At 40.0% G+C, this 18,750-nt stretch carries 15 protein-coding genes and 1 pseudogene; 9 read left to right on the top strand and 7 right to left on the bottom strand.

Annotated elements, in window-relative coordinates; translation table 11 throughout:
* Positions 1-96: 96 nt before the first annotated feature.
* Positions 97-864, bottom strand: a complete 768-nt coding sequence (locus DRF63_RS03515; RefSeq protein ID WP_005619781.1) for an FNR family transcription factor — start codon at positions 862-864, stop codon at positions 97-99.
* A gap of 263 nt (positions 865-1,127) precedes the next feature.
* Here DRF63_RS03515 and DRF63_RS03510 point away from each other — a divergent pair, with 263 nt between their 5' ends.
* From DRF63_RS03510 to galU, 5 genes are all read left to right on the top strand, one after another.
* The gene (locus DRF63_RS03510) at positions 1,128-1,553 is read left to right on the top strand and encodes a universal stress protein (RefSeq protein WP_005596950.1); all 426 of its coding nucleotides are present in this window, start codon (positions 1,128-1,130) and stop codon (positions 1,551-1,553) included.
* A gap of 225 nt (positions 1,554-1,778) precedes the next feature.
* Positions 1,779-4,403: an alanine--tRNA ligase gene (gene alaS / locus DRF63_RS03505; protein WP_005596948.1), complete on the top strand. Its 2,625-nt coding sequence runs from the start codon at positions 1,779-1,781 to the stop codon at positions 4,401-4,403.
* A 78-nt stretch (positions 4,404-4,481) separates the two neighbouring features.
* Entirely contained in the window at positions 4,482-4,676 is a 195-nt protein-coding gene (csrA, locus tag DRF63_RS03500) for a carbon storage regulator CsrA (RefSeq protein WP_005596946.1), read from the top strand.
* A gap of 34 nt (positions 4,677-4,710) precedes the next feature.
* Complete coding sequence (locus DRF63_RS03495) at positions 4,711-6,069, top strand: phosphohexomutase domain-containing protein (RefSeq protein WP_005596944.1); 1,359 nt, start codon at positions 4,711-4,713, stop codon at positions 6,067-6,069.
* Between the two features lie 112 nt (positions 6,070-6,181).
* Complete coding sequence (gene galU / locus DRF63_RS03490) at positions 6,182-7,069, top strand: UTP--glucose-1-phosphate uridylyltransferase GalU (RefSeq protein WP_005596942.1); 888 nt, start codon at positions 6,182-6,184, stop codon at positions 7,067-7,069.
* A gap of 31 nt (positions 7,070-7,100) precedes the next feature.
* Here galU and priC read toward each other — a convergent pair whose 3' ends face one another.
* A complete protein-coding gene (gene priC, locus DRF63_RS03485; RefSeq protein ID WP_005596940.1) occupies positions 7,101-7,619 on the bottom strand; it encodes a primosomal replication protein PriC in 519 nt (172 codons plus the stop codon).
* A gap of 469 nt (positions 7,620-8,088) precedes the next feature.
* On the opposite strand from priC, the gene DRF63_RS03480 reads away from it, so the two are divergent.
* Together DRF63_RS03480 and DRF63_RS03475 are read left to right on the top strand one after the other, a co-directional pair.
* On the top strand, positions 8,089-9,162 hold the full coding sequence (locus tag DRF63_RS03480; RefSeq protein WP_043991795.1) for a porin: 1,074 nt from the start codon (positions 8,089-8,091) through the stop codon (positions 9,160-9,162).
* A gap of 199 nt (positions 9,163-9,361) precedes the next feature.
* Positions 9,362-9,991: pseudogene (locus DRF63_RS03475) on the top strand (nicotinate phosphoribosyltransferase); the annotation flags it as partial.
* Positions 9,992-10,060: 69 nt separating this feature from the next.
* On the opposite strand, the gene cpdB reads toward DRF63_RS03475, so the two are convergent.
* Positions 10,061-12,037: a 2',3'-cyclic-nucleotide 2'-phosphodiesterase gene (gene cpdB, locus DRF63_RS03470; protein ID WP_005596934.1), complete on the bottom strand. Its 1,977-nt coding sequence runs from the start codon at positions 12,035-12,037 to the stop codon at positions 10,061-10,063.
* 296 nt (positions 12,038-12,333) lie between these two features.
* On the opposite strand from cpdB, the gene DRF63_RS03465 reads away from it, so the two are divergent.
* Complete coding sequence (locus tag DRF63_RS03465; RefSeq protein ID WP_005596931.1) at positions 12,334-13,542, top strand: acetate kinase; 1,209 nt, start codon at positions 12,334-12,336, stop codon at positions 13,540-13,542.
* A gap of 55 nt (positions 13,543-13,597) precedes the next feature.
* Entirely contained in the window at positions 13,598-15,736 is a 2,139-nt protein-coding gene (gene pta, locus DRF63_RS03460; RefSeq protein WP_005596929.1) for a phosphate acetyltransferase, read from the top strand.
* Between the two features lie 119 nt (positions 15,737-15,855).
* On the opposite strand, the gene DRF63_RS03455 is transcribed toward pta, so the two are convergent.
* From DRF63_RS03455 to rbfA, 4 genes are all read right to left on the bottom strand, one after another.
* Positions 15,856-16,041: a YegP family protein gene (locus DRF63_RS03455; RefSeq protein ID WP_005596927.1), complete on the bottom strand. Its 186-nt coding sequence runs from the start codon at positions 16,039-16,041 to the stop codon at positions 15,856-15,858.
* 128 nt (positions 16,042-16,169) lie between these two features.
* Positions 16,170-17,258: a lytic murein transglycosylase gene (locus DRF63_RS03450; RefSeq protein WP_005596924.1), complete on the bottom strand. Its 1,089-nt coding sequence runs from the start codon at positions 17,256-17,258 to the stop codon at positions 16,170-16,172.
* Positions 17,259-17,303: 45 nt separating this feature from the next.
* Positions 17,304-18,221, bottom strand: coding sequence for a tRNA pseudouridine(55) synthase TruB (gene truB, locus DRF63_RS03445; protein WP_005596922.1), 918 nt, complete (start codon positions 18,219-18,221; stop codon positions 17,304-17,306).
* Positions 18,222-18,605: a 30S ribosome-binding factor RbfA gene (rbfA, locus tag DRF63_RS03440; RefSeq protein ID WP_005596920.1), complete on the bottom strand. Its 384-nt coding sequence runs from the start codon at positions 18,603-18,605 to the stop codon at positions 18,222-18,224. It abuts the gene before it with no gap.
* Positions 18,606-18,750: the final 145 nt, after the last annotated feature.

Below are 18,750 nucleotides of genomic sequence, written 5' to 3'. Positions count from 1 at the left end.
AAATAAGCGGTTAAATTTCTTAAGTTATTTGCAATATGTTCCGAACAAAAAAAATACCACTATTAGAAAATAGTGGTATTTTTGTTTTTATAAGGCTTACGCCGTTTGTATTACCGGAATTTGTGAACGTGTTACACCCGCCATATCGGTCAGTTCGTCCATACGATTGATGGTAATATATTTACCTTGTACCGTAATCATACCGCTTTTCTGGAAACGTCCTAATAAACGACTGATAGTTTCAATGGTTAAGCCGAGATAGTTGCCGATATCGCCGCGAGTCATAGTCAGACGGAATTCACGAGCGGAAAAACCGCGTGCCGCATAACGTTGAGATAAATTATGTAAAAACGCCGCTAACTTTTCTTCCGCACTCATTTTTGAAAGTAATAAAATCATTTCTTGATCGCTTTTAATTTCATTACTCATCAAACGCATAATTTGATGACGGATTTTAGGCATCTTGCCGGCGAGATCGTCTAAAATATCAAATGGAATCTCGCAAATCATCGACGTTTCGAGCGCTTGTGCGAAACCGACATGTTTCATATTCATAATCGCATCAAATCCGACCAGATCACCGGGTAAATGGAACGCCGTAATTTGTTCTTCGCCGCTTTCACTAATCGTATAGCTTTTAATTGTACCTGAACGAATCGCATAGATGGAACGAAGTTCATCGCCGGATTGGAAAATGATTTGAGATTTTTGAACCGGTTTTTTGCGTTCGATAATATTGTCAAGCTGAGTTAATTCGTGTTCGCTCAACGTAAAAGGTAAGCAAAGTTGGCTAATACTGCAATTCTGGCAATGAATAGTGCAAGCCGTTCGGCCTGTATGTTTAGCGTCAGATACAATTTTCATAAGGGCTACCGTCTTTTAAAATAGGTAAAAGTTTGATTTCAAGCAAATTTTAACATTATTTATTAGGATAATAAAGTCGGTAATCGGTTTATTTAACCTTAAAAAGTTATTTTCAATCTTATGCTTATATGCTCCGAATTAAAAAATATTTCAGACATTGAAATGTTTTTTCAAAAATGAGATCTAGCTCAAGTTTTCTCTAAAAAGAATATGCTAGTATCTTCAAACAAAAAATGATTAGGCATACAAGAAGGAGTCTATTTATGTATAAACATATTTTAGTTGCGGTTGATCTCTCTGAAGAAAGTCTTGTTTTACTTCGTAAAGGCGCGGATTTAGCGGAAAAATGCGGCGCAAAACTTTCTTTGATTCATGTGGACGTTAATTTCTCCGATCTTTATACGGGATTAATTGATATTAATATGTCTTCAGTACAAGATAGCGTACTGGAAGAAACCACTAAAGCGTTAGCCGAATTATCGGCTAAAGTGAATTATCCGGTTTCGGAACGTCTTAACGGCACGGGCGATTTCAGTCAGGTATTGGAAGACGCCGTGGCAAAACACAAAATTGACTTATTAATTACCGGTCATCATCAGGATTTCTGGAGTAAGTTTATGTCGTCCACTCGCCAAGTAATGAACAACGTTACCGTAGATATGCTTGTGGTGCCGTTAGCCGACGAATAACGCTAATGCTAAAAAACATTGATATAAAAGCAGATAAATAACCTTAAACTCAACCGCTTAAAAGTTCTTTAGCTTTTCAAGCGGTTGTTTTTTAATAAATTATAGTAAATATAAGAAGTTTTTCATTAAAAAAGCCGTAGTCAATTATCAAAGGAATGAAAAACGTGTAGAATAAAGGCATTTATCACTAGTTATTTACTTATACATTATTTAGAGTGTTATTAAATGAAAACAACTTCAGAAATCAGACAATCTTTCTTGGATTTCTTCCACAGTAAAGGACATACCGTTGTACCGAGTAGCTCATTGGTACCTGAAAATGACCCTACCTTATTATTCACTAATGCCGGGATGAATCAATTTAAAGATGTTTTTCTCGGCTTAGAAAAACGTCCTTATACTCGTGCGACCACCGCACAACGTTGCGTGCGTGCCGGCGGTAAACATAATGATTTAGAAAACGTAGGCTATACCGCGCGCCACCATACATTTTTTGAAATGATGGGTAACTTCAGTTTCGGTGATTACTTCAAACATGATGCGATTCAATTCGGTTGGGAATATTTAACTTCTCCGCAATGGCTTGGTCTGCCGAAAGAAAAATTATATGTAACCGTTTATGAAACGGATGATGAAGCCTATGACATTTGGAATAAAATCGTAGGTGTTCCGACCGATCATATTATTCGTATCGGTGATAACAAAGGTGCACCGTATGCTTCGGATAACTTCTGGGCAATGGGTGACACCGGTCCGTGCGGTCCTTGTACGGAAATCTTCTATGATCACGGCGAAACTTTCTGGGGCGGTTTACCGGGTAGTCCGGAAGAAGACGGCGATCGTTATATCGAAGTGTGGAATATCGTATTTATGCAATTTAACCGTTTGGCAGACGGTACGATGGAAAAATTACCGAAACCGTCCGTAGATACGGGGATGGGTTTAGAGCGTATGACCGCTGTAATGCAACACGTGAACTCAAACTATGAAACGGATATTTTCCAAACGCTCATCAAGGAAGTTGCCGGTTTATTGAATGTAAGCGATTTAGATAATAAATCGTTACGTGTAGTGGCAGACCATATTCGTGCGTGTTCGTACTTAATTGCGGATGGCGTAGTTCCGTCAAATGAAGGTCGTGGCTATGTGTTACGTCGTATTATCCGTCGTGCGGTTCGTCACGGTAACCTTTTAGGTGCAAAAGAAGCGTTCTTCTATAAATTAGTACCGACACTTGCAACCGTAATGGGTCATGCCGGCGAAGTTTTAACGCAAAAACAAGCGCATATTCAAAAAACATTAAAAGCGGAAGAAGAACAATTTGCGCGCACGCTTGAGCGTGGTTTGGCATTATTAGAAGATGCTCTGACAAAAGTTGAAAACAATACGCTTTCGGGCGAAGTGGCATTTAAACTTTACGATACTTACGGCTTCCCGTTAGATTTAACTGCCGACGTATGCCGTGAACGTGAGCTCACCATTGATAAAGCAGGTTTTGAAGCGGAAATGACCGCTCAACGCGAGCGTGCGAAAGCAAGCAGCAATTTCGGTACCGATTATAACAATGTGATTAAAGTGGAAGGTCAAACCGATTTTATCGGCTATGATAATCTAGAAGCTCAAGCGACTATCGTCGGTTTATTTAGTAACGGTAAAGCGGTTGATACGATTCAATCCGGCGAATCAGCGGTAATTATCCTAGACCAAACGCCATTTTATGCGGAAATGGGCGGGCAAGTAGGGGATAGCGGTCTAATCTCAACGGGAATTTGCAATTTTGCGGTAAATGATACGCAAAAATACGGTCAAGTATTCGGACATATCGGTCAATTAACATCGGGTAGTTTATCTATCGGCGATAAAGTTACGGCAACTGTTGATGCTACTCGTCGTGTAGCGATTACCGCAAACCATAGTGCGACACACTTATTACATTCCGCATTAAGAGAAGTATTAGGTGATCATGTAGCGCAAAAAGGTTCGTTGGTTTCCGAGAATATTTTGCGTTTTGACTTCTCACAGCCGGAAGCAATTAGTAAATCTCAACTAGAAGAAATCGAACGTATTGTAAACCGTAAAATTCGTGAAAATATTCAAGTAACGATTGAAACCATGGATATTGAATCGGCGAAGAAAAAAGGTGCAATGGCATTATTCGGCGAAAAATACGGTGATGTTGTTCGCGTTGTCGGTATGACGGAATTTTCTATTGAGCTTTGCGGTGGTACTCATGTACAAAGAACCGGCGATATCGGCTTATTTAAACTGGTATCCGAAGGTGCGGTTGCCGCAGGAATCCGTCGTGTTGAAGCGGTAACTGCGGAAACGGCAATCGAATGGTTACACAATCAGCAAAAAGTATTGCAACAAAGTGCGGAATTCTTAAAAGCGGACAGTAATTCATTAGTTGAAAAAATTCAACAATTGCAAGATAAGGCAAAACGCACGGAAAAAGAACTGCAGCAGCTTAAAGATAAACTTGCCGCACAGGCGGGTTCGGAATTAGTGAAGCAAGCTAACAAGATTAACGGTGTTAATGTTGTGGTGCAAAAACTTGAAAATGTAGAAGTTAAATCGTTACGTACTATGGTGGATGATTTAAAAAATCAACTTGAAAGCGCAATTGTCGTGTTCGGTACGGTAGCGGACGAGAAAGTCAATTTAATTGTCGGTGTAACGAAAGATTTATCAAGTAAAGTGAATGCGGGTGAATTAGTCGGCGCTATGGCGCAACAAGTCGGCGGTAAAGGCGGCGGTCGAGCGGATATGGCAATGGCAGGCGGTTCTGAACCTCAAAACTTAGACAACGCACTCAAATTTGCGGAAGAATGGATTCAGGCAAAACTTTAATTAAATTATTAGGCAAGATCTACGGATTGATCTTGCCGTAAGTTCTAAATTTTTAGAGCTTTTGACTCGGGAGGCTATATGCTTATACTCACTCGTAAAATTGGGGAAAGTTTACTAATAGGAGATAATGTTGAGATTACCGTTCTCAGCGTTCGAGGCAATCAAGTTAAATTAGGTGTGAATGCGCCGAAAGAAGTTTCTGTTCATCGAGAAGAAATTTATCAAAGAATCAAAGCATTAGCGGATGATGTCGCTAGTGACACGCAACAGTAAATATTTTTATCACTAACAGAGTAAGGACTAATCTATGAGTAAACTCACTTGTTTTAAAGCCTATGACATTCGCGGTCAATTAGGCACAGAATTGAATACGGATATTGCATACCGTATCGGACGTGCTTTTGGACAATATCTCAAACCGAAAAGTATTGTTGTCGGTGGGGACGTTCGTTTAACAAGTAACGAATTAAAAAGTGCGGTGACTAACGGCTTGTTAGATTCGGGAGTGAACGTCATTGATTTAGGCCTTACCGGTACGGAAGAAGTTTATTTCGCCACATCGTTCCTTAAAACCGACGGCGGTATTCAAGTAACGGCAAGCCATAACCCGATGGATTATAACGGGATGAAGTTAGTCAGAGAAGGTTCTCGTCCGATTAGTGCCGATACGGGCTTAGCCGATATCCAACGCCTAGCCGAAGAGAATAATTTTCCACCGGTTACACAAAGAGGAAGCTATACGCAAAAAAGCGTGCAGGGCGAATATGTAGAACACTTACTCTCTTATATCGACTTAGATAAACTTACCCCGAAAAAACTAGTAATTAACTCGGGTAATGGTGCGGCAGGTCATATCATTGATGCGATTGAAGCACAATTTAAAGCGCGTAACGTGCCGGTAGAATTTGTTAAAGTACATAATAATCCGGACGGCAATTTCCCTAACGGTATTCCTAACCCGATTCTGCATGAAAACCGTGAGGATTCAATTAAAGCCGTATTAGCGAATCATGCGGATGCGGGGATTGCATTCGACGGCGATTTCGACCGTTGCTTCTTCTTTGATGAAAAAGGCGGGTTTATCGAAGGTTACTATGTAGTAGGCTTATTATCTCAAGCATTCTTAGCGAAAAATAAAGGTGCTAAGATTATTTATGATCCGCGTTTAATTTGGAATACGGAAGAATTAGTATCGGAAGCCGGCGGCGAAGCGGTGATGTCAAAATCGGGTCACTCGTTTATTAAAGAGAAAATGCGCGCAGTAGATGCGATTTATGGTGGTGAAATGTCTGCTCACCATTATTTCCGTGATTTCTTCTACTGTGATAGCGGTATGATTCCATGGCTATTAACGTTAGAACTACTATGTACGACAGGTAAACCGTTAAGCGAATTAGTCGGTGCTCGTTTGGATAAATTCCCGTCACCGGGTGAAATTAACAGTAAATTAACTGATGCTAAAGCGGCTATCGAACGTGTTAAAGAAGCGTATAAAGACGGTAAAGTCGAAACCTTAGACGGTATCAGCGTTGAATTTGAAAACTGGCGTTTCAACTTACGCAGTTCAAATACCGAACCTGTTGTACGCTTAAATTTAGAAACTCGCGGCGATAAAGTATTAATGCAAGAGAAAACTGATGAAATCCTTGCATTACTTCGTCAGTAACGAGTAAAATTTAGATGAAATTAGACCGCTTGCTTATGCGAGCGGTCTTTATTATGTGATACGATATCGTATTTGATTTAAACGGTGCTATGCACCTTGTAAGGATTATGTAATGAAAGTAATTATTCCGGTAGCGGGTTTAGGTACGCGAATGCTTCCTGCAACAAAAGCGATTCCAAAAGAAATGCTGACGATTGCGGATAAACCGCTTATTCAATATATCGTGAACGAATGTGTAGCGGCTGGTATTAAAGAGATCGTATTAGTGACTCATTCTTCAAAAAATGCTATCGAAAACCATTTTGATACGTCTTTTGAACTTGAAACTATGTTGGAAAAACGTGTTAAACGCCAATTATTAGAAGAAGTGCGCTCAATTGTGCCAAAAGACGTTACATTAATGCATGTACGTCAAGGTCAAGCTAAAGGTTTAGGTCATGCGGTATTATGCGGTAGAGCTGTAGTCGGTAACGAACCTTTTGCAGTCGTATTACCGGATGTAATTTTAGCCGATTTTACTGCGAATCAAAAAACGGAAAACCTTGCGGCGATGATTAAACGTTTCAACGAAACACAACATAGCCAAATTATGGTTGCACCGGTACCGAGAGAAGATGTCAGCAGCTATGGCGTAGCGGATTGTGACGGTGTTGAAATTCCGGCAGGTGAAACTGCAAAAATCGTGAAAATGGTTGAAAAACCGAGTGTAGAAGAAGCACCTTCTAATTTAGCGGTTGTCGGTCGTTACGTATTCTCCGCAGGTATTTGGGATTTATTAGAGAAAACACCGGTTGGTGTAGGCGATGAGATCCAATTAACCGATGCTATTGATATGTTAATTGAGCAAGAAACGGTAGAAGCATTTCATATGACAGGTCGTACTTTCGACTGCGGCGATAAATTAGGTTATATGCAGGCATTTACCGAATATAGTTTACGTCATGATAAGTTCGGCAATAACTTTAAAGAATTTATTAAAAAATTAGCTAAAACGTTATAACCAAGAATAACTAAGGACGCAATTAGCGTCCTTATATTTTAGATAGTTTTTCTTCCAACTCTTCAATAGCCTTTTGGCATTTCATCTTACGATATTCGGTTTCTTCAACTTGCTGTTGCCACATTATTTTTTCGTTCTCATTAGCAGCATAGCTTTTTTCTAATAACCAACTAATTTTTTCATTTAATGCCCTTAATGCCTTACGATATTCATTTAATCGACGGGCAGGGGGGAGGGCGTGAATGTTTTTTGGGAATGAAAAAGACGTAGTAAATACTTCTCTAGCAGATAAATCCGCTTTTTCAAGCATAAAAACGGCATGATTTAACGCATCAAACTGGCGAAGAAGTTTGGTGGCATAGAAATCGGCGTAATCTTCCGTTGTTTGTTGAGAAAGCAACTGTGCCGTGTGTATTATCTCTTGTATAAAATCACTCACTTTTTTCTGATTTTGCGAAAAGAGATTTCCTTTCACGATAACTTCTTGCTCTAAAAAAGGAGAAAATACCGTTAATTTTTGTTGAATAACTTGAAGGAAGTCTGAAAACATAGTTAATTACATTGTGTTTTTCTATATTATAGAATGGTTCGGAACAATTGTAATGCGTTATTTATGTTTAAAAAAACAACTAAAAATTTACTTTTTTCCGGAAATGTGATTTCAGTCACAAAAAAATGCTTTATGGGAAAAAGTTAATAAATATCAAGAATTTAAGATAAAGTCATTATAATTCAATATGTTACGAATTACCTAAAAATGGAGTATATAACCATTTTTTAAACGTTTATTGTTTTTTTAAATCAAAAAACAATGTAACCATTTGTTTTTATTATTGTTTTTGGTTTATTTCAAAGAGAGAGTTTACCTATTGACATAGATAAATGATTTTGCCATTATTCACTCGCAATCAGCATTTACTTAAACTTCCATAAGTAAATGTCAGTTTTGGAAAATTACTCTTACACCTTATCGAGAGTAATTTTAAATAAACTTAAAATTAAAAATTAAGGTGAACATTATGAAAAAAACTCTAGTTGCATTAGCAGTAACGGCATTCGCAGCATCAGCTTCAGCTGTAACAGTGTATGACGCAGAAGGTACTAAAGTACAGGTTGATGGTTCTTTACGTTTAGTGCTTGAACAAGCAAGTTCAAAAACTAAATATGCAAACGGTAAAACAGTAAAAAATAAAAATGCGCATTCACAATTACGTAATGCTGGCTCACGTTTTGGTGTACGTGTAAATCATGACTTAGGTAATGATTTCTATGCATTAGGTCGTTTAGAAATTCGTTTTGATAAAAACAATTCAGATGACCAATTTGGTGATTTATACGCTAAACGTGCATATGTTGGTTTAGGTAGCAAACAGTATGGTGAAGTAACATTTGGTCGTCAATTAACAATTGCTGATGATTACGGTCAAACAGATGATTACGAATACGGTATCGTACCATCATATATCGCAACTTCAGGTAACCAAGTGATCCGTTATGACTATAAAGGTATTGAAGGTTTACAAATTGGTGCAAACTATAATTTCGCTGAAAAACGTAATGCGAGAGGTGAAGTTTTAGTAAATGAACTCAAAAATGCATATGGTTTAGGTGCGGTATATGAAACGCAATTAGGTGGTAACACATTTAATGTTGAAGGTGGTATCGGTCGTTCTAACTATGCAACAGGTACAAACCACAAACATTACCAAGATGGTTATGAATTAGCATTAGGTTATGCTATTGGTGACTTTAAATTAGTTTCCGATTTCGGTTATAAATATGAGAAAAATGGTGCAGCGCGTACTAAAGCATTCTTTGTAGCTCCAGGCTTCCAATACCAAGTTATCCCTGCTTCACGTATCTATGGTAACTATTTATATGAGCGTACTGAAGTATCAGATTCAGATGTAAAAGGTAAAACTCATGGATTCTTATTAGGTGTTGATTATCAATTACATAAACAAGTTGTAGCATTTGTTGAAGGTAAATATGTTAAAAATAAAGGCTTCGATAAAGATGGAAATTTAACTGGTAACTTGAAAGATCGTGTAACTGATAAAGCTATCGGTGTAGGTATGCGTGTTTACTGGTAATTTGTTACCAATGTTTTAAAAATAAGCTTTAAAAAAACCCCAATAGTAAAAACTGTTGGGGTTTTGTTTTACTATAAAGAATACCAAACCAGTTTATTATTTAACATAATCTATCTTATGCGAAGTTTTATGGATTCATAATATGAGTTGTATATGTTATAAATAATTATCTATTTAATAGATTTATCTATAAATATAAAATATTTGGCATAACATCAGCGTGAATTTGCCATTACTGAAAGATGAAATCATGGCTCGCCCTACGCATGCTCGAGTGGTTATACGTCCGGATAGCGGTGATTTTTTTGCAATTATTTGCGGAAATCCGACCGCTTGTGATGAGCATGAACGCAAGGGGCTTATTGAATGTTTATGGGATATATTTGGTGGGACAGCAACTAAAGGCTATAAAGTGTTAGATCCGCATATCGGCGCAATTTATGGCGATGTCGTGACTTACGATAAAATGCTGTCTATTTTAGAAGGACTCGAACGAAAAGGATTCGCATCCAGTAATATTGTATTCGGTGTGGGTGCGCAAACTTATCAACGCAATACGCGAGATACGCTCGGTTTTGCCGTAAAAGCAACCTCGATTACGATTAATGGAGTTGAAAAAGCGATTTTTAAAAATCCGAAAACGGATGACGGGTTGAAGAAATCGCAAAAAGGTCGGGTAAAAGTTCTTTCATCCGAACATTATATTGACGGATTAACTTCACAAGATGATTTTTCTGATGATTTACTCGAGCTGGTTTTTGAGAATGGCAAATTAGTGAAACGTATTAGTTTCGATCAAATTAGAGCGAATATTAATATGCAAATATAACACCAAGGAATACTCGGATGGGTCTAGATAAAACTTCCGAGTATTCCGTAATGATTAAAATAACGCAAATTATTTCGTTAAATCAACTTGATATACCGCAAAGCCGATTTCGTCCGTACCGACCAATGTCATCGGATATTGCGCTTTTTCTTTAATAAACGCCGCCGCTTTTTCAGTCGGAGAAGTTTCAAAACGAATATCTAATTTCGCTTTGGCATTGATTGGTGCAATACGCCAGTTTTTATCTGCGGTCGGTACGACATGACCTTTCTCCTTACTTTCCGCCGAAATGTAATTGGAAAGCACTTGACGGTTTTCATCCGGCGCGGAAAATACGATATGGCTGTCACCGGTACCCGGGAATTTAGCCCCATATGCACGATAATTATTGGTGGCGATTAAAAATTCCTGTTTCGGATCAACCGGTTTTCCATTAAAGGTTAAATTCACCACACGGTGCGAGTTTTCATTAATTAATTTACATTCGCCATCGTAACGAGCCGGTTGAGTAATATCAAATTGATACTCTACTCCGTCGATCACGTCAAAGTTATAAGTACGGAAGCCGGTCCAGTCTAATAGACTTTGCGGTTGTGTATTGGTTGGGTCGATTTGTTTAAACATACCCGCACTACATTCCAACCATTCTTTCAACTCTGCTCCGGTGACTTTTACAACGACTAACGTATTCGGATAGAGATAGAGATCCGCCGCATTACGGAAGGTTAATTGACCTTTATCCACTTCGGTAAAGCCCGTCGGGTCGTTTTTACGCCCGCCCGTTTTAAACGGTGCGCCGGCACTTAATACCGGCAAACCGGTAAGTTCCGGCAGTCCTTTAACCACTACATTTTCAACATAGGCTTTTTGCGCTTGGTTTACGATTTGGATGGTCGGGTCGTCTTGTACTAATGCCAAGTAGCTGTACATATTATCCGTTGCTTTACCAATTGGTTGGGATACGAATTTACGGGTTGCCTCGTGCGTTTCTTTAAGTAATGCGACAATTTCCGGATGATTTTCAATCGCCGCTTTTTTAGTTTCTGCATTATAAATCGGGCGAAGCGCCGCTTTACCATCAACTACCGCCCATTTGCCGTTTTGTTCGGCTAAGCTTAAATCAACTACGCTGATATTATTTCCCCAGTATCCTGCCATACTTTCCGGAACACCTTTCATCGTCCCTTTTGCAATATCGGCATTCGGTGATTTTTCAAATTCTTTATTCGGGAATAAACGATGCGAATGACCGAAAATAACCGCATCGATGCCTTTTACATCGGCTAAATAGAATGCCGAATTTTCCGCACCTTCTTTATAAGGTTCATCGGACGGTCCTGTGTGTGCTAAGGCGATAATGACGTCAGCCCCCTTCTCTTTCACGATAGGTACGTATTTTTCTGCGGTTTTTACAATATCTCGAGCTTCCACTTTACCTTCAAGGTTTGCTTTATCCCAAACCATCACTTGCGGCGGTACAAAGCCGATATAGCCGATTTTAATCGTTTGTTTTTGACCGTGCGTATCAATAATGGCTTTTTCTTGAATAAAATAAGGTTGGAAGAAAGGCTCGTCCGTTCCCGGTTTAACGATATTCGCATTGATAATAGGATGATTCGCTTGCTTCATTGCGCCGGTTAAATAATCCAAACCATAGTTAAACTCATGATTTCCTAGTGTTCCCACTTCGTATTTCATTGCATTTAAAGCAGCAATTGCCGGATCGGCTTTTCCTTGTTTAGCACCTACGGCAGCTTGATAATCGGCAATCGGATTACCTTGAATTAAGTCGCCGTTATCAACTAACACACTATTTTTAACTTCTTTTCTCGCCTGTTCAATTAAACTTGCCGTACGGGTAAAACCGAATTTCTCTGTCGGTGCGTCTTTGTAGTAATCGAAATCCGTTAAAAAGCCGTGAATATCGGTGGTAGCGATAATACGCAAATCCGCTTGATTGCCGGCTTTTGCGAAAGCTAATTTATTCGTTCCGAGTATGAGCATGGTACTTGCGCCTAATTGTATAAAACGTCGTCTGTTTAACATTGTATTCTCCTACGTTATCAATATATTGGATATTGCAAATTATTGTAGAAAAATAACCGCTTGTACTCTAGTGCTTTTTATAGGTTTGATGATATTTGCCAAATTAACGGACGGTAATCTGCACAAATTAAGCTAAAAATGAGAATAATTCTTAAATTTTGAGCAATTTTTAAGGATATTTTTTGAATAGGAATTTATTTTAGCGCATGAAACGTGTATGCTTATAAAGACGTACGCATATTTGCGTCACACAAGTTATCAATCCTTTCATAAACAAAGAAATAAAGGTGTTTGACATGTCTAAAAACTTAATCCTTATCCTTAACTGCGGTAGTTCTTCTTTAAAATTTGCGGTGTTAGATCCTAAAACGGGTGACGAGAAATTATCCGGTTTAGCGGAAGCATTTAATTTAGAAGATGCTCGTATTAAATGGAAATTACACGGCGAAAAAGGCAATGCAGATTTAGGTGCGGGTGCAGCGCATAGCGAAGCATTAACTTTCATTGCAAATGAATTATTATCAGAAGAATTAAAATCCAGTATCGGTGCTATCGGTCACCGTATCGTTCACGGTGGTGAGCAATTCACTTCATCCGTAGTAATCAATGATGATGTAGTTAAAGGCATCGAACACGCAATTCAATTCGCACCGCTTCACAATCCGGCGCATTTAATCGGTATCAAAGAAGCATTCCGTATTTTCCCTGAGTTAAAAGAGAAAAACGTTGCGGTATTCGATACGGCTTTCCACCAAACTATGCCGGAAGAAGCATTTTTATACGCACTTCCGTACAAACTCTATAAAGAACACGGTATCCGTCGTTACGGCGCTCACGGTACCAGCCATTTATTCATCACCTCACAAGTTGCCGAATTAGCGGGCAAACCGGTAGATCAAACCAATGCGATTATCTGTCACTTAGGTAACGGCGGTTCCGTATCTGTGGTACGTAACGGTAAATGTATCGATACGTCAATGGGTTTAACACCGTTAGAAGGTTTAGTGATGGGGACTCGTTCGGGCGATATCGACCCTGCAATCGTTTTCTACCTATACAAAAACTTAGGTATGTCAATGGAGCAAATCGAAGATACGTTAGTGAAAAAATCGGGTCTTTTAGGTTTAACTGAAGTAACCAGCGACTGTCGTTATGCGGAAGATAACTACGAGGACGCGTCAAAACCTGAAGCAAAACGTGCATTAGACGTATATAGCTACCGTTTAGCAAAATACATCGGTGCATATATGGCGATCTTAGGTGATGACCACTTAGACGCTATCGCATTTACCGGCGGTATCGGTGAGAACTCGGGTCACGTACGTGAATTAGCGTTAAATCACTTAAAATTATTCGGCGTTAAATTAGACGTTGAACGTAACTTAGCGGCGCGCTTCGGTAAATCCGGCGTTATCACTGCGGACGACTCAACATTCAAAGCGGTCGTAATTCCGACTAACGAAGAATTAGTGATTGCACAAGATACGGCTAAATTAGCACTATAATTTCCAAGGGCAGATATTCTGCCCTTTTACTATTTCACACAAACGGAATTTAAATATGTCCAGAACTATTATCTTAATCCCAACAACAACCGGTGTCGGCTTAACGAGTGTTAGTCTCGGTTTAGTACATGCTTTGGAACAAAAAGGTTCTAAAGTCGGCTTTTTAAAACCAATCGCGCAACCTATCAGCGGCGAAGATACGTTAGACCGCTCTACTTCGATTATTCGTTCGGCGCAAACGACAGAAGTCGGCGAGCCGTTTATGTTGAGCGAGGCGGAGGCGTTAATCGGTCAAAACCAATCGGACGTTTTATTAGAAAAAGTGGTTGAACGTCATCAACAACTCAGCAAAAACAATGAAATCGTTGTTGTTGAAGGTTTAATCCCTACTCGTAAAAATTCATACGCTAACAGTGTAAACTATGATATTGCTCAAGCATTAGATGCGGAAATTATCTTAGTTGCCGCACCGGGTTCGGATAAACCGACCCAATTAAAAGAGCGTGTAGAAGCGGCCGCTTCAGAGTTCGGCGGTCGTCACAACCCTAACTTATTAGGCGTAATTATCAATAAATTTAACGCACCGGTTGATGAGTCGGGTCGTACTCGTCCGGACTTAACCGAAATTTTCGATTCTTTCCAACACAGCACACAAAATATTGCGGAAGTTGAAGCGTTATTTGCAAAAAGTCCGATTAAATTACTCGCTTGTGTTGAGTGGAAATCCGATTTAATTGCAACACGTGCTATCGACTTAGCGAAACACTTACGTGCGGCTATTATCAATGAAGGTGAATTACAAACTCGTCGTATCCGTGGCGTAACATTCTGTGCGCGTAGTCTTCCGCATATGGTTGATCATTTTAAAGCGGGCAGCTTATTAGTGACCTCTGCAGACCGTCCGGAAGTATTGGTTGCAGCGTCTTTAGCGGTAATGAACGGTGTGGAAATCGGCGCAATCTTATTAACCGGCGGCTATAAAATCGAAACACCGATTGCAAAACTTTGCCAACAAGCATTTGAATCCGGCGTTCCGGTGTTCCGTGTAGAAGGTAATACATGGCAAACTGCACTTAACTTACAAAGTTTCAGCTTAGAAGTGCCTGCGGATGAGAAAGAACGTATTTCATCGATTAAAGAATATGTTGCAAGCCAATTTAACCACGGTTTCATTGATGAAATTTCTAAAGCGGCAACACGCGCTCGTCGTTTATCTCCGGCAGCATTCCGTTATCAATTAACCGAATATGCACGTCAAGCGAAAAAACGTATCGTATTACCGGAAGGTGACGAACCTCGTACCGTTAAAGCGGCGGCATTATGTGCCGAACGCGGTATCGCGGAATGTGTGCTTTTAGCAAATCCGACGGACGTTCAACGTGTAGCGGAATCTCAAGGTGTGGTATTAGGTAAAGGTATTACGATTATCAATCCTGAAGAAGTACGTGAAAACTATGTGGCTCGTTTAGTCGAGTTACGTAAAAATAAAGGTATGACGGAAGTGGTTGCGCGTGAGCAATTAACGGATACGGTAGTACTCGGTACAATGATGTTAGAAGCCGGCGAAGTGGACGGTTTAGTATCGGGTGCGGTACATACTACGGCAAATACGATTCGTCCGCCGATGCAAATCATCAAAACCGCACCGGGTAGCTCGATTGTTTCTTCAATCTTCTTTATGCTATTACCGGATCAAGTGCTTGTGTACGGTGACTGTGCGGTGAACCCGGATCCGACGGCAGAACAATTAGCTGAAATTGCAATTCAATCTGCGGAATCGGCGAAAGCGTTCGGTATCGACCCGCGTGTGGCAATGATTTCTTACTCAACCGGTACTTCAGGTTCCGGTGCGGATGTTGAGAAAGTGAAAGAAGCGACTCGTATCGCACAAGAAAAACGCCCTGATTTAATCATTGACGGTCCGTTACAATATGATGCGGCGGTAATGGAAGATGTTGCACGCTCTAAAGCACCGAACTCTCCGGTAGCGGGTAAAGCGACAGTATTCGTATTCCCTGACTTAAATACCGGTAATACGACCTATAAAGCGGTACAACGTTCTGCGGATTTAGTGTCTATCGGCCCAATGCTTCAAGGTATGCGTAAACCGGTGAATGACCTTTCTCGCGGTGCGTTAGTTGATGATATCGTTTATACGATCGCATTAACCGCAATCCAAGCGACACAAGGTTAATTATCTTACAAATAGCGAAATGCCCTCAAATGAGGGCATTTTTTTATGCTGATAAGCGGTGATGTTTCTCAATCTTTTTGCCACAAAAAAAGCCCTGCGATATCACAGGACTTTTCTCATTATGCTTCTTTTGTTAAATCTTTAACTTCAGTTTCAACAGTAACTTTTTTTACCGCTTCAATGCCTTTTTGGCAGTTTTGTTTTGTCGCATATCCTTCACCACCGGTTGCGATTGTTTGATGGTTGCCGGATTTTAAACGCCAGCGAAATTCGCCTTTTGCATCTTTATAAATTTCAAAATACATACCATTTTCCTTATCTGAAAATCCCAAACTTATGTTTGGTATGAATAGCTTACCGATTCTGGTATAAATTGCAATTTATTCGGTAAAAATTACCGCTTATTTACGTATCTTTTAATCTTGTAGAACGATTACCGCCCCACGCTTTCTAAAATGCGATCCGCAAACTTACCGATGCTGATGCCGAAATTATTCGATTTGTTCCAGTCCATTAAGGTACGGAAATTATTTGATACGAGGAAAGCTCGTCCGGCTTCTTTATCCGGTCGAATCAACCATAATTTATTACCGTTTAACGCACTTAATTTTGCGGTTTCTCGAGCGGTCGGATAAGCGAGGTAAACACCCCAAGACTGCCATTCTCCGAGGGTTTTGGCTTTGTTTGCTTCAATGCCGGAGAAAGACAGATCAATCGGGCTGGTAAGTTTTACCTCTACGCCCCAAGGCACTTCATCATCCCAACCTACCGTTGAAAGATAAGAAGCGATAGAGGCAAAAGCATCGGCTTCCGTATTCCAAATATCTTTTTTGCCGTCACCGTTGCCGTCCGCCGCGTAATTCAAATAGGCGGTCGGCATAAACTGAGTTTGCCCCATTGCCCCCGCCCAAGAACCTAGCATTTCATAACGATTAATCGTGCCGTCATCTAACATTTTCATCGCATTGACGAATTCTTGGGTAAATAATTTTTCACGGCGTCCGTCAAAAGCAAGTGTAGCTAACACGGACAATACGTCAAAATCGCCTTGGTAACGACCAAAACTGCTCTCCATCCCCCACAACGCTAAAATATATTCTTTCTGAACATTATATTTGTTACTGGCATGAGTTAATTGCGTATTAAATTCATACCAATATTCAGCGGCCAAATTCACTTTATTTTGAGTGAGTACCTTACTTAAATAGTTAGTGACACCGTTTGGATTCGGCGGTGGCGGAGTCGTATTCGGATCACGCTTACGAGCTGCCTGAGCTTGATCCAACTGAATGGATCTGGCGTTATATCGAATAAATTTTTGGGTATTTAATACGTTATCCGACACACCGGCACCGGCAGCCTTTTGCTTAAGAAAATGTACGTAATCATTAAAATTATTGAGCGTACGCGCTTTAGTGTATTGAGCGTCCATCGGAAGCTCCGGATACGTACTATTTTTATTTGAACATCCGGCAAGGAATAAGCTAAACATTACCGGAATCGTTAAAAATCGTAATTTCATAGCATTTATATAGTAAAGCGATCTTTAAAACCGACCGCTTGTAAATTAAATATTTACCATTCTGCTTGGGCGAATGACATTATCGGTCGTAATTTCCGCGACACCGAGGAATTGCATATTATGCGAAAATAAACGAACTTGTCCGTAAATTTGATCGTTATTTTCAAATTTCACTCTTTGACCGAAACCGACCGCTTTAGTCTGCTCTGCGGTTAAGTTTAGTTTTGGTAGGCTTTCTACTGCGGTATCTAAAGGTAAAAGATATTTATCTAATTCTTCAAGCGGTTGATTTTCACTTAAATTTTGCAAATCCGCATAGCTCATCATCGCTTCAATCGGATAATTTGCCACCGCTAAGCGACGTAAAACCGTCACGTGCGCACCACAGCCCAATACTTCGCCTAAATCATCGACTAAAGTACGAATATAAGTGCCTTTCGAGCAATGTACCTCTAACGTAAGATAAGGTGCGGCATATTCGATAAAACGCAATTCGAAAATCGTAATCGGGCGAGCTTCTCTTTCTACCGTAATGCCTTGGCGAGCATATTCATAAAGGGGTTTACCGTTATGTTTTAATGCGGAAAACATAGTCGGCACTTGTAAAATATCGCCGCGAAATTGCTCCAATGCCGTAATAATTTCCGCTTCACCTATGTTCACCGCACGGATTTCCACCACTTGACCTTCCGCATCGGACGTATCGGTGCGTTCGCCTAATTTTGCAGTAACTTGATAACGTTTGTCCGAATCAAGCAAAAATTGTGAAAACTTGGTCGCTTCGCCTAAACAAATCGGAAGCATTCCGGTCGCAAGCGGATCTAATGCGCCGGTATGCCCCGCTTTATTCGCTTGAAACAGGCGTTTAACCTTTTGCAAAATATCGTTTGACGACATTCCTTGCGGTTTATCTAATAAAAATACGCCGTGAACATCACGCCCTTTTTTACGAGGTCTGGACACCTATTCTTCCTCTTTATGTTTAGCTTCGTCGTTTTTAATCACGTTCGAGACAAGGTTAGACATACGCATACCTTCGACTAAGGATTGATCGTAAATAAAACGAAGCTCCGGTACGATACGTAAACGCATAGCCTTACCGACTAACGAACGAATATACGGGCTTGCTTTTTCTAAACCTTTCATCCCTTGTTCAATTACGCTTTGATCATTATCGAATAAGAATGTTACGAAGATTTTCGCATACGCCAAATCACGGCTTACTTCCACATCCGATACCGTTACCATCCCGATACGAGGGTCTTTTACTTCTCGTTGCAAAATGACAGCGATCTCTTTTTGTAACTCTTGCGCTACACGATCACTGCGTTTAAATTCTCTGCTCATGTTTTCTCCAAAATGCAAACGAGGCACTCCAAAAGCGCCTCAAAATTTTGTTGGGATTATACCCTAATTTGTCTTTTTTAGCGATGTTAAGCCAAAAACAAGCGGTCAGTTTCCACTAAATTTTTGCAAATTTATGCAGAAATCT

Source organism: Actinobacillus pleuropneumoniae (assembly GCF_003290385.1).
Classification (GTDB): Bacteria; Pseudomonadota; Gammaproteobacteria; order Enterobacterales; family Pasteurellaceae; genus Actinobacillus; species Actinobacillus lignieresii.
Note: the sequence above shows the minus strand (reverse complement) of the source record. Positions and strands in the feature narration are given on the sequence as shown.

Coding starts and splice junctions, on each gene's coding strand:
- DRF63_RS03515 (WP_005619781.1), bottom strand. CDS start 864: ATGAAAATTGTATCTGACGCTAAACATACAGGCCGAACGGCTTGCACT.
- DRF63_RS03510 (WP_005596950.1), top strand. CDS start 1,128: ATGTATAAACATATTTTAGTTGCGGTTGATCTCTCTGAAGAAAGTCTT.
- alaS (WP_005596948.1), top strand. CDS start 1,779: ATGAAAACAACTTCAGAAATCAGACAATCTTTCTTGGATTTCTTCCAC.
- csrA (WP_005596946.1), top strand. CDS start 4,482: ATGCTTATACTCACTCGTAAAATTGGGGAAAGTTTACTAATAGGAGAT.
- DRF63_RS03495 (WP_005596944.1), top strand. CDS start 4,711: ATGAGTAAACTCACTTGTTTTAAAGCCTATGACATTCGCGGTCAATTA.
- galU (WP_005596942.1), top strand. CDS start 6,182: ATGAAAGTAATTATTCCGGTAGCGGGTTTAGGTACGCGAATGCTTCCT.
- priC (WP_005596940.1), bottom strand. CDS start 7,619: ATGTTTTCAGACTTCCTTCAAGTTATTCAACAAAAATTAACGGTATTT.
- DRF63_RS03480 (WP_043991795.1), top strand. CDS start 8,089: ATGAAAAAAACTCTAGTTGCATTAGCAGTAACGGCATTCGCAGCATCA.
- cpdB (WP_005596934.1), bottom strand. CDS start 12,037: ATGTTAAACAGACGACGTTTTATACAATTAGGCGCAAGTACCATGCTC.
- DRF63_RS03465 (WP_005596931.1), top strand. CDS start 12,334: ATGTCTAAAAACTTAATCCTTATCCTTAACTGCGGTAGTTCTTCTTTA.
- pta (WP_005596929.1), top strand. CDS start 13,598: ATGTCCAGAACTATTATCTTAATCCCAACAACAACCGGTGTCGGCTTA.
- DRF63_RS03455 (WP_005596927.1), bottom strand. CDS start 16,041: ATGTATTTTGAAATTTATAAAGATGCAAAAGGCGAATTTCGCTGGCGT.
- DRF63_RS03450 (WP_005596924.1), bottom strand. CDS start 17,258: ATGAAATTACGATTTTTAACGATTCCGGTAATGTTTAGCTTATTCCTT.
- rbfA (WP_005596920.1), bottom strand. CDS start 18,605: ATGAGCAGAGAATTTAAACGCAGTGATCGTGTAGCGCAAGAGTTACAA.